The 13,899-nt window shown below is 68.2% G+C and carries 12 protein-coding genes; 5 read left to right on the top strand and 7 right to left on the bottom strand.

The window, feature by feature from the left end; all coding sequences use genetic code 11:
- The first annotated feature begins 201 nt into the window (after positions 1 to 201).
- The 5 genes from ACZ5WC_RS27855 (at position 202) to ACZ5WC_RS27835 (ending at position 3,874) form a co-directional block, all read left to right on the top strand.
- Positions 202 to 732, top strand: a complete 531-nt coding sequence (locus tag ACZ5WC_RS27855; protein WP_468543380.1) for a DUF6584 family protein — start codon at positions 202 to 204, stop codon at positions 730 to 732.
- A gap of 102 nt (positions 733 to 834) precedes the next feature.
- Positions 835 to 1,605 carry a transposase gene (locus ACZ5WC_RS27850; RefSeq protein WP_468543379.1) on the top strand — a complete coding sequence of 257 codons (771 nt, stop codon included), beginning with the start codon at positions 835 to 837 and terminating at the stop codon, positions 1,603 to 1,605.
- Positions 1,606 to 1,705: 100 nt separating this feature from the next.
- The gene (locus ACZ5WC_RS27845; RefSeq protein ID WP_468543378.1) at positions 1,706 to 2,296 is read left to right on the top strand and encodes a hypothetical protein; all 591 of its coding nucleotides are present in this window, start codon (positions 1,706 to 1,708) and stop codon (positions 2,294 to 2,296) included.
- Between the two features lie 529 nt (positions 2,297 to 2,825).
- Positions 2,826 to 3,575, top strand: coding sequence for a reverse transcriptase domain-containing protein (locus ACZ5WC_RS27840; RefSeq protein ID WP_468543377.1), 750 nt, complete (start codon positions 2,826 to 2,828; stop codon positions 3,573 to 3,575).
- Positions 3,572 to 3,874: a group II intron maturase-specific domain-containing protein gene (locus tag ACZ5WC_RS27835; RefSeq protein ID WP_468543499.1), complete on the top strand. Its 303-nt coding sequence runs from the start codon at positions 3,572 to 3,574 to the stop codon at positions 3,872 to 3,874. The genes ACZ5WC_RS27840 and ACZ5WC_RS27835 overlap by 4 nt, the downstream gene beginning before the upstream one ends.
- A 101-nt stretch (positions 3,875 to 3,975) precedes the next feature.
- On the opposite strand, the gene ACZ5WC_RS27830 is transcribed toward ACZ5WC_RS27835, so the two are convergent.
- The 7 genes from ACZ5WC_RS27830 to eccCa all read right to left on the bottom strand — a co-directional run bounded on the left by ACZ5WC_RS27830 (position 3,976) and on the right by eccCa (position 13,897).
- Entirely contained in the window at positions 3,976 to 4,347 is a 372-nt protein-coding gene (locus ACZ5WC_RS27830; RefSeq protein WP_468543376.1) for a toxin-antitoxin system YwqK family antitoxin, read from the bottom strand.
- Positions 4,347 to 7,070 carry a hypothetical protein gene (locus ACZ5WC_RS27825; RefSeq protein WP_468543375.1) on the bottom strand — a complete coding sequence of 908 codons (2,724 nt, stop codon included), beginning with the start codon at positions 7,068 to 7,070 and terminating at the stop codon, positions 4,347 to 4,349. The genes ACZ5WC_RS27830 and ACZ5WC_RS27825 overlap by 1 nt, the downstream gene beginning before the upstream one ends.
- The gene (locus tag ACZ5WC_RS27820) at positions 7,067 to 7,492 is read right to left on the bottom strand and encodes a DUF6507 family protein (protein ID WP_468543498.1); all 426 of its coding nucleotides are present in this window, start codon (positions 7,490 to 7,492) and stop codon (positions 7,067 to 7,069) included. The genes ACZ5WC_RS27825 and ACZ5WC_RS27820 overlap by 4 nt, the downstream gene beginning before the upstream one ends.
- Positions 7,493 to 7,550: 58 nt before the next feature.
- Positions 7,551 to 7,862, bottom strand: a complete 312-nt coding sequence (locus tag ACZ5WC_RS27815) for a pore-forming ESAT-6 family protein (protein WP_096625658.1) — start codon at positions 7,860 to 7,862, stop codon at positions 7,551 to 7,553.
- A gap of 55 nt (positions 7,863 to 7,917) precedes the next feature.
- Entirely contained in the window at positions 7,918 to 8,250 is a 333-nt protein-coding gene (locus ACZ5WC_RS27810; RefSeq protein WP_096625660.1) for a hypothetical protein, read from the bottom strand.
- A gap of 140 nt (positions 8,251 to 8,390) precedes the next feature.
- The gene (locus ACZ5WC_RS27805) at positions 8,391 to 9,809 is read right to left on the bottom strand and encodes a DUF6177 family protein (RefSeq protein WP_468543374.1); all 1,419 of its coding nucleotides are present in this window, start codon (positions 9,807 to 9,809) and stop codon (positions 8,391 to 8,393) included.
- A gap of 95 nt (positions 9,810 to 9,904) precedes the next feature.
- A complete protein-coding gene (gene eccCa, locus ACZ5WC_RS27800) occupies positions 9,905 to 13,897 on the bottom strand; it encodes a type VII secretion protein EccCa (protein WP_468543373.1) in 3,993 nt (1,330 codons plus the stop codon).
- Positions 13,898 to 13,899: the final 2 nt, after the last annotated feature.

Genomic DNA, 13,899 nt, shown 5'->3' with positions numbered 1-13,899 from the left:
TGACATCTGTCATGAACAGTAATGACAGCTGCGCACCGCTCTGGCCCAGCGAAAGCACCGACGGACCGCCACGATAGATCGAGGCTAAGGGCTGTCCCGTAAGTGAGGGTGTCTCGTCTCGGCGGGTTCCCTTAGGAGCGAGCAGGTGCTGGGCAAACAACCAGGTCGACGGGGATCAGTGCGATACCCGATCATGTGCTCATGTCCCTGAGAGAGACCCTTGCCCGTGTCGATGCAGACCTGGCCGTCGGCCGGGTTCCTGTTGCGCGCCAGCGTTTGCGCGGTCTCGTCTCGTCCTTCCCGTACGACCTGACGCTCCGTCGGCGTCTGGCCGAGGTGTACCGGCTCTATGGCGATGCCGCCGAGGCCGGGCGGTGGATGTACCTCGAAGAGGACCGCAACGGCGACGAGACCGTCGCCTTCGAGGCGCGGTATGGATCTCCCGCGTGGCGGATGAAGGCACTCGCCTGGCGCGGCCCCGAGGCGATGGCTGCCACCTCCTTCGCGGAGAAGCAGCTGGTCGCCGTGCGGACCGCCTGCGCCGAGGAGCTGGGGCACCCTGTCGACTGGGACGACCCCGCCTCCTACCAGGACGGCCTGGAGGACAAGGACGAGGAGGCGCCATCCGAGCCGTGGACGGTCGGCGGTGTGCTGGCGGGCGGCGGCTGCCTGGTGGGGGCCCTCGCATTCCTCGCGATCTGGGTAAATGGAGTCGTTGCCCTCTTCGACTGACCCAGGTCACCAAGGGGGCGCTGGGGAGCGCCGCTCAGGTTCGGTAGGGCATCGAGAACTGTCGTGAGCGGGACACTTGGCTACGAGTGTAATGATCTCGCGATGTCTGCTGTGATTACGGCGTCGCAGCCGTCCTGGATAGCTCCGTTCACCGGGTTGAGCCCTCGCTGGTTCGACACGCTGGTGGCTCAGCTGCGGCACGAGGGAGCTGATGCGGTCCGCAGAGGCCAGCCGTGGAGCCTGCCACTGGAGGATCGGGTGCTGCTGGTCACGACGTACTGGCGCACCAACTTGACGCTGCGGCAGCTCGCCCCGCTGTTCGGCGTCTCAAAGTCCGCGGCTGACCGCATCATCAGTCACCTTGGTCCCCTGCTCGCGCTCAAGCCCCGCAGGCGGTTCCGCAAGAGCACCGTGCTCATCGTGGACGGAGCCCTGGTTCCCACCCGCGACCACACGGTGGCCGAGCGGTCGAAGAACTACCGCTACTCCACCAACCACCAGGTCGTCATCGATGCCGACACCCGGCGCGTCGTTGTGGTCGGCCGACCGTTGCCCGGCAACCGGAACGACTGCAAGGCGTGGGCACTGTCCGGAGCCAAGGACGCCGTCGGCCGCACCACCGTGATCGCCGACGGCGGCTACCGGGGCACCTGCCTGGTCATCCCGCACCGCCGCGAGCGCGGGCAGAGCGAATTGCCAGCCTGGAAGGAAGACGACAACACTTCTCACCGCCAGGTCCGTGCCCGTGTCGAGCACGCCTTCGCCCGCATGAAGACCTGGAAAATCCTCCGCGACTGCCGTTTGAAGGGCGACGGCGTGCACCACGCGATGAGCGGCATCGCTCGCCTGCACAACCTCACCCTCGCCGGATAAACAAGCGGACCGAACATCTGCTGGCTACACCCGCACCCGCCCGAAGATCCTTTATGGGACAGCCCTTAGTGTTGCGGGGATGCGAGTGAGGAACTTTGTGATGACTGTTGGTGCGGCCTGTCTCCTGGCCAGCGGATGTGGAGAAGGGGGCGAGGCCTCACACAAGGCGGCGGCACCGACCCGCTCGCTCCTTCCGCAGAAGGTGACCCAGCCGGAGTCGAGGACGGCGGTGGAGTACCCGGAGGCACCCGACGGCGCTCCGTTCGCCGAGATCGTCGCCCACGAGCTGGAAGGCAAGACCCTCGATCTCGCCAATGCCACCGGGAAGCCGAGCGGGAAATGCCCCGACAACGTCAGCTCGAAGGCCGGGACGAAGGTGACCTGCACCGTCACCTTCAAGGGCGTCGACGTCGAATGGATCGTCACGATCGGGGACAAGGCATGGTCCGACAACGTCGTGGAGTACCAGGCCGTACCGCAGACGGGCCTTCTCACCCGCGAGGGGGTGGCGCGCATTCTGTTCGGCAACAACCGGCAGCTCGACTACGCCCTCTGCAACAACCTTCCCGAGGTGATGGCCGTCCCCCTCGGGGAGACGACCTACGAGTGCGAGGAGGTCAACAAGGGTGAGAAGCCGTCCGGCTTCAGCCAGAAGGTCCACCTGACCGATACCGGGCCCCGAGTGTTCTGATCCCGCCCAGCTTGTTTAAGTGCGCCACGAGCGCAGAGAGTGAGGTTGATGTAGATAAGCCCACTTGACGTGGTGCTGTGCAGATGAAGAAGGTTTTTTTGGCCCTTCGGCGTCGCCCTCGGGGGGAGGCGCTTCCCGTGGAGACTTTGCTGCAGCACCAACCGAATCGGCGAACACCGTGAGGAGCGGAGTACCGTCGCGGGGCATGTCGGCGGACCGGCCCGTAGTAGTGCTGAAGCCCCTGTAATGAGGGGGGAGCGAAGAGGCCGGGTCACTCGTGACTGTTGGAGTTCGACCAACCGGACGCTCTCCGGCAGGAGTCGATGAAGCAGTTGAAGTCACCGGAGAAGTCGTTTGAGATCTCGAAGTGGGAAGTCTGGGAGAAGTTCCAGGAGGTAAAGAGGAATCAGGGAGCGCCAGGGGTGGACGGGCAGTCCATCGCTGACTTCGAATCAGATCTGCGGGGTAACCTCTACAAGATCTGGAATCGGATGTCATCGGGGACGTACTTTCCCCTCCGGTAAGCGCGGTGGAGATCCCGAAGCAGCATGGTGGCGGCACGAGAATGCTCGGCATTCGCACTGTCGCCGACCGCGTTGCGCAAACGGTGGTGGCCAGGCATCTCGGAGCTCGGGTGGAGCCTGCGTTTCACGAGGATTCCTATGGCTACCGGCCAAGACGGTCGGCTCTGGATGCGGTGGAGCGCTGCCGGACACGGTGCTGGAGGAACGACTGGGTGATCGATCTCGACATTCAGAAGTTCTTCGACAGCGTCCGGTGGGACCTCATCGTCAACGCCGTGGAGGCTCACACCGATGCCGTCTGGGTGATTTTGTATGTCAAGCGGTGGCTCCAAGCACCGCTTCAACTGCCCGACGGCTCCCTGCGGAAGCGGGACCGGGGGACCCCGCAGGGCTCCGCGGCCTCGCCTGTGCTGGCGAGCCTGTTCATGCACTATGCGTTCGACCTGTGGCTGTCCCGCAACTTCCGGGATGTCCAGTTCGAGCGGTATGCCGATGACGCGGTCGTGCACTGCGTCAGCGAGCGCCAGGCTCAACAGGTCCTGACAGCGCTCGGGAACAGGATGGAAGAGGTCGGGCTGCGGTTGCATCCCGTCATGACCAAGATCGTGTACTGCAAGGACGGGAACCGGCGCGGCGCTTACGAGCACACGTCGTTCACGTTCCTCGGGTTCACGTTCCAAAGCCCGCAGAGCGCGGAACAGGAAGGGGAAGAACCTCACCAACTTCCTGCCCGCGATCAACAAGGAGGCAACTGAAGAAGATCAGCGGGGAGGTCCGCTCCTGGCGGCTTCACCTGCGGATCGGCCTCACCTTCGCCGAACTGGCCCGCAGGATCAACCCGATCGTGCGCGGCTGGATGCAGTACTACGGAGCGTTCTACCACTCCGAACTGCTGCCCCTCCTGCGGCGTATCAGTGCCTACCTGATGCGCTGGATCCGCAAGAAGTACAAGCGATTTCGGTCATTCAAGGCAGCCCACAGGTGCTGGCAGCGCATCACCAGCCGGCACCCCAGGCTCTTCGCCCACTGGGCATGGACACCGTGTTTCTGGTGATCAGAGTGACAAGAGCGGAGTGACGGGAGACTGTCACGCTCCGTTCTGTGGGAGCCCGGGGTGAGACTCCCTCGGGCCATCCGACCAGTGTCAGTAGTTCTTCATTCGGGATTCTTCCGCCATTCCCTTACCAGGTGACCGTTTTCATCCCATGACTTTTCTGAAATCAAGGTCAAGCCGTCTTCGGTGAATTCTCTTTCCTTGGCGATCGAGCCGTTGGGGTGCCACTCCTTTGTTGTTCCTACCGGGCGGCCCGCCTTTGCCTGCCCTTCGGATCGTGGAGTTCCATCCGAATACCACTCGCGGCTCTTGCCATGCAAAACGCCGCTGACGTATTCGTCCAGACTGACGAGCGCTTCACCCGAGTATTCTGCTACTTCCCCAGTGAAGGGCTCTCCCTGGAAAAATAGGTTCCCGCTTCCGTCTTCGTCGACTGAGGGATCGTCGATATCGATTCTCTTGGGTGAAGTCATCAAGGGGTCCAATTTTCATCAGTCGGGGGATTCCCGGTGAACTTACCATGCGAGCTGTCAACGCCGTCCAACATATGCTCGCAGTTGGCGCAGAAGGCCGCAGGTCGCACAGGAAGGCCTGTTCGCCTGTGCGGCAGGAAGGGGAACTCCACCGATGCGCGAAGTTCCCGCAGGGCAGCGGCATCGTCAGGAAGGCCCTGTCTTCTGCGTTCCCAGAGAAGCTCGTTCACTGCCTTGACTTCGGCGTGACCGAGAGGGTGGTCGGGCGCGGGCGGGTTATCGAAACCGTCGTATCGGGCGGCAATGGTGGGATGAACCCGATCGGCGGGAATGATATTGTCAAATTTCCCATTGATGGCTTCGACGATCATTCCGGTGCGTAGATCCATCACGGCGCCGACACAAGCGCCAGTTTGTTTCCTCGGGAAAGTCCCCGCCTCCTTGGCCGCTCTGTATACCTCAGCGCGCTGGAAGGAAAGGTCCTTGAGGAAGTGCTCGGCGTTACGTCCGTCGATCAGAGTTACAAGGCCGTTGCTATTGCGCTCTATTCGCCCTTCCTCGACTACTCCGAGGACTTTGTTCCCCGGTCCTGCCGGAGGCAGCGGGGCATCTCCGACCCGGATCGGTTCGGAGGAGCGGCGGGCGGCGTCGTCGGTGAGATTGCCTCCTGCCTCGCGAACGTCCCTCTCCTGAGCAGGAATATGGTCAGGGTCTCTGTGCGCCGGAGACATCCCCTCGTCACCGGCCCTGGCCGTATGGTCGAGCCCGCCAGGCGGTGTGCTTTCGCTCGCCGGACCGCGATTCGGTGCCCCGGAGGGCGGTTCGCTTGCTGTCCCCGGGCCGGGTTCCGCAGCATCGGGCCGACTGGTCGAGGCGTGACCGCTGTCGCCGACAGGGTGGTTGCCGTGGCCTCCACTGGAATTGCTTTGGGATGGCGTTCCGTTGTCCAGGCTGTTGGTCGGCAGGTTGTTCGCGGTTCCGCCCGGTGCCCTGTCGAGGCCCGCGCCGTCGTTGCCTGTGCGGCCGAGATCGTCGCCGAGTCGGCCCGCGTCCCCCAGGTCCGCGCTCAGTCGGATGGGGTCGCTGCCGGTGCGGAAGCCTGCGCCGACGAGGGCCGACTGTTCGGCGGGGGTGCGGGGCAGGGGGCTGTCGGCGTCGGTTCTGATGGGGGCGCCGTCGGTGGGGGTGTCCTTGGGGGCGGCGGTGTGGTGCTGTTTGAGGGTGCCGTCCTCCTTGAGGATATTGCCCTCGCGGTCGAGGTGGATGACGTTGCCGTCGGCGTCGACGTCCTTGATGGTGCCCTCGGGCAGGGCCGTGGTGCCCCCGGGGAGTTTGAGGGAACCCTCCGCGATGGGCAGGGAACCGGCCGGTGGGGCCATGCCTTCGGGGAGGCGGACCACGCCGTCGCCGAGGTCGAGTGCTCCGGCGGGGATGTCCATGCCGTCCGGGAGCTTGACCGTGTTCTTCGGGAGGGCGAACGCGCTGTCGGGGATCGCCGCACCCTCGGGTAGGTGCAGGGTGCCGTCGGCGAGCTTGAATCCGCCGTCCGGGAGAGTGACCGCGCCTTCGGGGAGCGTGGGGATCTCGACGTTGCCCATGCCCTTGAGGCCGGACATCACATCGCTGATCTTCGTGAAGCCCGCCCCCGCGCCCTTGAAGAGGTACGTCATCGGGTCGATGGCCCGGCCCGCCTTGCCCGCGAACGACAGGGCCTTCGCCGCGGCCGCCGCCTTGCCCGCGCCGGCGGCGGCTCCGCCCGTGCCGCCGGTGAAGACGGTGGTCAGGACGTTGAAAGTGACCGCGCCGGCGGCGCGCGAGGGGTTCTCGCTCCACTGGTCCCAGGCCAGGAGGGCCTTGCCGGTCTCCTTCATCGCGGTGCGTGAGTCCCGGAGCCAGGAGGGGAGTTGGTCCTCCGGCGTCATCCAGAACGCGCCCGCCAGCGGGGTGCTGGAGATCGCGATACCGGTGACCAGCTTGCCCAGGCCTGTCCAGGCCTGCTTCGCGGCGTCCCAGCCCTCGGTGCCGAACAGGGTGCCCAGGCCCTTGATCGTGCCCCAGACGCCGTCGACGAAGACGCCCTTGGCGAAGTCCCAGGCGTGTTCGTGCAGGTGATACCAGGGCTTCGATTCCTGGACCGGGTCGCCCCAGGGCAGGCCCTTGGCGTTCTTCATGGCCTCGGCGTCGTAGCCGTACATGCCCTCGCCGTTGGAACCGTCGTTGGTTCTCAGCTTCTGCCCGCCCGGCACCAGGGCGATGATCTTGTTGTGGCAGGCCCGCTCCACCGCCTGGAACGCCGCCCAGGTCTCGGCGATCTCGTTGCGGCGGTTGTTGTTCTCCTCGACCAGGTCGCCGTCCTCGCGCCACTTGTCGTCCGCGTTGGCCTTGGCGAGGAAGGTCCCCGCATCCCGCTTGAGCTGCTTCAGCTTCTCGACCAGCGGGTAGGCGTCGTCCGAGTAGGCGCTCAGCGCACTCGTGATGGTCGCCACGTCCGACTTCAGCGACGCACCCCGGTCCGCGACCGGCTTCGTCACCGCGAACAGCTGCTCCGCCTCCGGAGCCTTGTAGAAGGCCTGGAGTCCGCCGAAGCTGCTGTGGATGTCCCCCGCCGCCGTGGCGATCTTCGCCCCGCCCTTGCTCAGCGCGGTGACCGTGGTGTCCAGCAGCGCGAGGTCACCCGTGAAGACCGGTATGCCCTCCAGATTCACCGGCTGGTTCTCGCTCACTTGCCGGCCCCCAAGTCCTTCAGCACGTCCAGGCGGACCGACTTCGCCGCGTTCTGCGCCTGCTTCGCGGTGTCGAGGTCGCCCTCGACGTACTCGTTCGTCGCCGTCGCCGCACCCAGAACCGCCGCCTGGATACGCTCGGCCATCGACTTCAGCTGCGACTGCCGGGCCTGCACGTACTCGCCCAGCGCCGCTGCCACCGGACCTGTCGCCGCCCGCGACAACGGGGCCTGTCCCGGAGCCACCGGGCCGTGCAACGGAGTGCTCGCCGCCGTGCCCGGCACCGCCGTCCCCGCCGCCTGCGCTGCCTGCGACAGGTTCTTCATCAACGCGGTCAGCGCCTTCTCCAGGTCACCGGCATGCCCCCCGACCACCTTCAGCTGACCTTGAACACCCTGCGGTTTGATATCCCACGCCGACACCGACAAGCCCCCGAAACGCCCAACCAGTCCTGAATCGCTGTCCTTACGCGCTCTTGCGTCAGCCGATGTTGTCCACTGCCGCCTTCGCCCGCGCCAGCGTCTGCGTGGCCGTGCCGTCGTTCTTTTCCAGCGTCGTACGCAGCAGCTGAATGATGTTCCGCACCTCCTGCGAGGTCGCGTTCCACCGCAGCTCCTTGCCGTGGTACTCGTCCGCCACACCGTCAGCGGCGAAGTCGTTCATCGCCGCCTTGACCTGCGTGTCCCGCGCCGTGATCACCTGCTCCAGCCGGGCGATCACCGCCTGGATGTTCCCCTGCACCTCGGTCGAGGCACTCGTGTCGTACGACCGCCGGTCCGTGCTGCCCGCCATCACCCATCAACTCCCCGTCAGTGAAAACCTGTACGTGCCTGTCGCTGCGCCGCTGTCAGCGGCCGCCGAACCTCGCCGCGTCGAAATTCGCCGACGCCATCTGCGACTTCGCGTTCTCTCCCTGCTCCTGATCACCCGATCCGAACGCCGCGTCCATCCCGGACTGACCGCCCAGGATTCCGGAGAGCGACGCGTTCAGCGCGCCCGTGATCTCGTCCGCACGGTTCTTGAAATCGTCGAAGGCGACCTTTCCCGCCCCGTTGAACTTCCCCTCCAACGGTTCCGCCGCCGCGATCAACTGCCGGATCAGCGTGCCCAGGTCCGTACTCGCACCCTGCGAATGCGACACCAACGTCGACAGGACCGACGACCCCATGTCGAACTTCATCGGGTTCCCCCACCGTTTCGAATGATCATATGAATGTTCGGATTCATGTCTATCAACTCAAGCGTCACTACTGCAATCAGCAATCGAGCTGATCGTCGTTGGTGACGAAGTCATGACATCGGGCAGAGGCCGCCCGTGCTCTAAGCGCCCTTCAGATGCCGTACGAGCCTCTCGAAGTCCTGCCATCCCGACAGGTCAGAGGGGTCCCCCGGCAGTGGGTAGTACAGCGCAGGTCTGGTCCTCGGGCCGAGCTGCACCGGCGGTTCGGACAGCGGAGTGCGGCGGGCCCGGTCGTCCGGCATCGCGCGGACCTCCTCCGGGCCCAGGACGAACGCCAGCGGGACGCCCGGCCCCTCGAAGCGCGGCGGTACGGCCAGGTCGCGTCGTGCTTTGCGGAGTTGTACGAGCATCGACTGGAGGCGGTGGCGGGTGGCGAGCGCCTCGGCGGCCGCGGGGAGGGCGTCCAGCGGGGGCCTCTCGTCGCTGCCGTAGCCGAACGCGAGCGTGACCTCCTCCTCCACACCCGCCTTCGTCCGGGTGACGCGTACGGTGGCGATCCCCGGGCGGTCGCGGTGGCCGACCACGACGAACCAGGTCGGCTCGGGCGCCCGCTCGTGCGCGAGGTCGGTCAGCCGGGCCGGGGACCACGGGAGGGTCGCCGGTTCCGAGGTGCCCCAGCCCGCGGGCGGCCGGCCCGTCAGCTCCCGCCACACCGTCTCCAGGCCGCCGCCGAGCACCAGCCGCTCGTCCGCCGGGTGCACCATGCGGAAGGTCAGGGCGAGCTGGCGTTCACCGGTGTCGCGGACCCGCTGGTAGGCGGCCGCCACCGGGGTGCTCGGGTCGTCCTCCGTCGCCCCGGGGGAGACGACCGGGGCGAACATGCCGTCCTGCCAGCGCAGTACGGCGCCGGTCAGCCCGTCGTAGTAGCCGTCCTCCTCGTCCTGGACGATCCAGCGGGACGGCCAGCCGCCCAGCGTGTCCCGTACGGCCGGGGAGAGCGAGGTTCCCGCCGGGCTGACGATCTGGAGGCCGATCCCGGCCTCCGCCGCCGCGCGGAACGCGTCCGAGAGCCACGCCGTCATCGCCACCACCGGGCGGTCCTGGATGACGACCGCGACCTTCTCGGTCAGGACGTCGATCGCGGGCTGGGCCGCCGCCGGCTCCGGGGCCACGCTCACCCCGTCCGCCTTCACCACGGCGAGCGAGCCGGTGGCGTCCGGCGGCCAGGCCGAACCGCCGATCAGCGAGACCAGCCGGGTCGCGAACGTACCCGCGAGCTGTTCCGCCTCCGTGACGCCCGTGGTGGCGCGGGCCTCCGTCCACCAGTACGGCACCGGGGGCGCCGTGGTCCCGAGCAGCCGTTCCGCCTCGCCCTCGACGGAGACCAGCAGCGGGGCCTCCACGGAGACGAGAGGGCGGCCCTCGGTGTCGCAGAGCTGCACCACGGCCCCCTCGCCCCGCGTGCCCACCAGCTTGTCCGGGCCGCCGGAGAGCAGGCCGGCCAACACGGCCCAGGGGTCGGGCATCCGGGGGGTGAGAGCGATGACGTCCTTGGTCATGGGAGGGGCGTCCTGGCCTTCCTGCGTCGGCGGGGGATGAACGAGGGTGCGCGGGTCACAGCGGTCTGTGCGCCGTCCGGTCGGACGGATACGGGTCACATCGGGCTGTACGCCGTCTGGATCAGACGGTTCGGCTGGCCCCGGCGGATGAACACGCCGCGTCCCGGTGCCTGCTGGGACGCGTACACGCCGGGGAACAGCTGGCCCTCGCTGCGGTCGCCCGTCATCAGCAGAGCCGAGGCCCCGGACTCCCGCAGGCCCTGCACCAAAGGCTCGTACATGCCCCGCGACGCACCGGCGACCCGGCGCGTCAGGACGAAGTGGAGGCCGATGTCGACCGCCGAGGGGATGTACGGGAGGAACGCCGACAGCGGAGACTGTCCGGCGGTCGTGAGTACGTCGTAGTCGTCGACCAGGACCACGATGCGCGGGCCCTTTCCCCAGTTGCCCGGCTCCAGGTCCTCCAGGCGGGCGTTCTCGTCGGGCAGCCGCTTCTCCAGTTCGGTGGCGATGCCTGCCGAAAGGCCCGCGCACAGCTTGGAGTTGTACGCGTAGCCGCCGTTGAACTCCTCCGGCACCGCACCGCGCAGCGAGCGCCGGGGGTCCATCACGGCGAACACCAGCTCGTCCTCGTGGTACCGGTCGATCAGGCCGTGCGCGATCGTCCGCAGCAGGTTCGTCTTGCCGCACTCGCTGTCCCCCAGCACCAGCAGATGCTGGTCGTGCTCGAACAGGTCGAGCAGTACGGGTGCGAGGGCGGACTGGTCGAGCCCGATCGGTACGCGGGTGGGCTCGGCTGCCGGGCCCGGCAGCGTGTGCGGCTCCAGGACGTGCGGCAACACCCGTACCGGCTGGGCGACTTCGCCGCTCCAGGTGGCGCGGACCGAGCGGGCCGTGCGTTCCAGGACCGCCCCCAGGTCCACCGCGTCGGCGACCCCGTCCGTACGCGGCAGGGCCACCTGGGCGAAGAGCTTCCCGTCGGTGAGGATCCGGCCGGGCTCGTCCGGCGACAGGGTCTCGGCGAGCTTGCGGTCGATGCTGGACTCGCTGGGGTCGTTCAGCCGGAGCTCGACGCGGGTACCGAAGTTCGACTGGATGGCGATGCGCACGTCGTTCCAGCGCAGCATTCCCGCGACCACGTGGATACCGTAGCCGCCGCCCCGCTTGAGGATGTCGGCGATCGCGTCGTCCAGCTCCTCGAAGTCGTCGCGGAGCGCGCCGAACCCGTCGATGACGAGCAGGATCTCGGCCGACGCCAGTTCGGGCAGCCTGCCCGCCGCGTGCAGGGTGCGCAGTTGCTCGACCGAATCGATGCCGTGCTCGCGGAAGAGGTCCTCGCGCAGCGCGAGCATGGTGCGGACCTCCTCGACGGTGCGGGCCGCCCGCTCCCGGTCCGCGCGGCCCGCGATGCCGCCCACGTGCGGCAGGCCCGACAGCGCCTGGAGGCCGCCGCCGACCAGGTCGAGACCGTAGACGCCGACCTCGCGCGGGGTGTGGGTGAGTGCGAGGGAGAGGACGAGGGTGCGCAGCAGCGTCGTCTTGCCCGACTGCGGTCCGCCGATCACCGCCGCGTGGCCGCCCGCCACGGTGAGGTCCAGGAACCACTTGCCCTGCCACTGCCGGGCCGGGTCGTCGAGCAGGCCGACCGGGACGCGCAGCGGTCTGCGGTCGCCCGCCGTGCCCGCTCCGGCCAGCCGCATCCCGTGCGGGCCGATGTCCAGCGGACCGGCGACGGTGTCGAGGGCGGTGGCGGTGGGCAGCGGGGGCAGCCAGATGCTCCGTACGGGCGGCGCGGCACCGGCCAACTGGGTGACCATGACGCCGAGTTCGGTGGGTCCCGTCTCGCGGCGGCGGGACGCCGGTTCCGGGGAGTGCCTGGTTTCGTCCGGTCCGGCCAGGGTGTTGAACGCCTCGTACGGCAGGGCGAGCGGACCGGTCTCCTCCTCGTCGGCGGTGCGGACCGGGCCGCGGTAACCCCCGGACACGTAACCGGCCTTGAAGCGGGAGTAGTGGCTCGTGTCGACCTTCAGATAGCCGAATCCGGGCAGCGGAGGCAGGTGGAAGGCGTCCGTGGTGTCCAGGACCGTGCGGGACTCGTCGGCGGAGAAGGTCCGCAGACCGAGGCGGTAGGAGAGATAGGTGTCCAGGCCCTTGAGCTTGCCGCCCTCGATGCGCTGACTGGAGAGCAGCAGGTGGACGCCGATGGAGCGGCCGATGCGGCCTATGGAGAGGAACAGGTCGATGAAGTCCGGCTTGGCGGTGAGCAGTTCACCGAACTCGTCGATCACCACGAACAGATGCGGCAGCGGGTCCAGATCCGGCCGCTTCTCGGCGCGCAGGGCCGCGTAGTCCCCGATGTCGGCGACGTTCCCCGCGTCCTTGAGGGCCTGTTGGCGGCGCTTGACCTCACCGGCGAGGGAGGAGTGGACGCGTTCGACGAGCCCCGCCTGGTTCTCCAGGTTGGTGATGACCCCGGCCACGTGCGGCAGGTCCGCGAACGGGGCGAACGTCGCCCCGCCCTTGTAGTCGACCAGGACGAGTGCCAGGTCCTCCGGCGGGTGCGTGGCCACCAGGGCGAGGACGAGCGTCCGCAGCAGTTCCGATTTCCCCGAACCGGTCGCGCCCACGCACAGCCCGTGCGGGCCCATGCCCAGCTCCGAGGACTCCTTGAGGTCCAGGAGCACCGGCTCGTGCGAGTCGCTGATGCCGATCGGGACACGGAGGAAGGCGCGTTCGCCGCGCGGCGCCCACAGCCGGTCCAGGTCGAGCCGGGCCACGTCGTCGATGCCGAGCATCGTGGCGAACTCGACCGGCCCCGACAGCGGGGCGTCGGCGAGCGACTCGGCGGACAGCCGCAGCGGCGCGAGCATCCGGGCCAGGCCCTCGGCGTACGGGATGCCCGCCTCGTCCACCATGCCGTGGGCCTCCAGGGGCTCCGGGGACCGGAGGTCCTCGATGGTCACGTCCGTGCCGTCGACGGTGATGCGTACGGAGACGTGCCCCGGCTCCTGCACCCGCCGCTCCAGCAGGTGCAGGACGGTGACGCCCATCTCGCGCAGGCTCACGGCGTCGTCCGGGCGCGGCAGGTCGACCGCGTCCTCGCCGTGCCCGTCGGTGACGACGAGCAGCCGGGAGTTCATCGACAGCGCGTCCCGCCCGGCCAGCCCGCGCCGGACCTCGGCGGCGTACGAAGCCCGGCGGCGCAGCTCCGGTCCGAGCTGCCGGGCGAGCTGAGGGGCGGAGGGGGCGATGCGGCGGGCGGCGACCGGGCCGTCGAACCGCTCGGTGTCGAGCAGATGCGGCAGCCACTTCGCCCACTCCCAGTCGTCCATGCGGTCGCCGGGCGCGGCGAGGGCGATCGCCACGTCGTCGGGGGCGTGCAGGGCGGCGGCCTGGACGAGCAGCGCGCGGGCCACCCGCAGGCAGTCCTCGCGGGCGCCGATCACGCTGACGTTGCCGATCCGGTCCAGCGGGACGGTGAGCGGCAGTTCGGTGCCGTTGCGGAACCGGTTCACCAGCGCCGACGCCTCGTTGAGCATGAAGAGGTCGGGCGGCGTGAGCACCGTCGACCCCGGCTCGGCGATCTGGAGATCCCGTACGGGCATCTCGCCGGTGCCGACCCGTACCCGCAGGAAGTCGTCGTCGACCCTGCGCCGCTCCCACAGGCGCGCCGGGTCGCGCACGATGTCGTACAGGGCGTACGGCGGGGGGTTCAGCACATCGGCGTGTTCACGCCGCTCGCGCTCCTCCGCCGAGAGCTCCTCGCGCAGGTCCTCCACGTAGGCGAGGTAGGCCTCGCGCTGGGTGCGACGGGTGCGCTGGGCCTTGCCGCGCTGGGAGAAGAGCAGGGCGACGGAACCGATGACGGTGACCACGAGGACGAGCGCGCCGAGTGCGGCGAACTGGCTGTTGCGGACGACCGTCATCATCACGACCGACGACATGACCCCGGCCACGGGCAGGAGCGACATCGCGATGTTACCCGCCTTGCCCTCGGGGAGGTTGGGCGGGGCCTCGATGGTGCGGGGCCCGGGGGCGGCCGGCGGGCGGGTGGTCCGGGCGGGGCGGTGGATCAGACGCGTGCTCATGG

It is taken from the genome of Streptomyces sp. NPDC033165, from assembly GCF_055577965.1.
Note: the sequence above shows the minus strand (reverse complement) of the source record. Positions and strands in the feature narration are given on the sequence as shown.

Excerpts from the sequence above, each read along its gene's own strand:
- ACZ5WC_RS27815 (WP_096625658.1), bottom strand. The coding sequence starts at position 7,862 with ATGGCGGGCAGCACGGACCGGCGGTCGTACGACACGAGTGCCTCGACC.
- ACZ5WC_RS27850 (WP_468543379.1), top strand. The coding sequence starts at position 835 with ATGTCTGCTGTGATTACGGCGTCGCAGCCGTCCTGGATAGCTCCGTTC.
- ACZ5WC_RS27805 (WP_468543374.1), bottom strand. The coding sequence starts at position 9,809 with ATGACCAAGGACGTCATCGCTCTCACCCCCCGGATGCCCGACCCCTGG.
- eccCa (WP_468543373.1), bottom strand. The coding sequence starts at position 13,897 with ATGAGCACGCGTCTGATCCACCGCCCCGCCCGGACCACCCGCCCGCCG.
- ACZ5WC_RS27830 (WP_468543376.1), bottom strand. The coding sequence starts at position 4,347 with ATGACTTCACCCAAGAGAATCGATATCGACGATCCCTCAGTCGACGAA.
- ACZ5WC_RS27845 (WP_468543378.1), top strand. The coding sequence starts at position 1,706 with ATGACTGTTGGTGCGGCCTGTCTCCTGGCCAGCGGATGTGGAGAAGGG.
- ACZ5WC_RS27810 (WP_096625660.1), bottom strand. The coding sequence starts at position 8,250 with ATGAAGTTCGACATGGGGTCGTCGGTCCTGTCGACGTTGGTGTCGCAT.
- ACZ5WC_RS27855 (WP_468543380.1), top strand. The coding sequence starts at position 202 with ATGTCCCTGAGAGAGACCCTTGCCCGTGTCGATGCAGACCTGGCCGTC.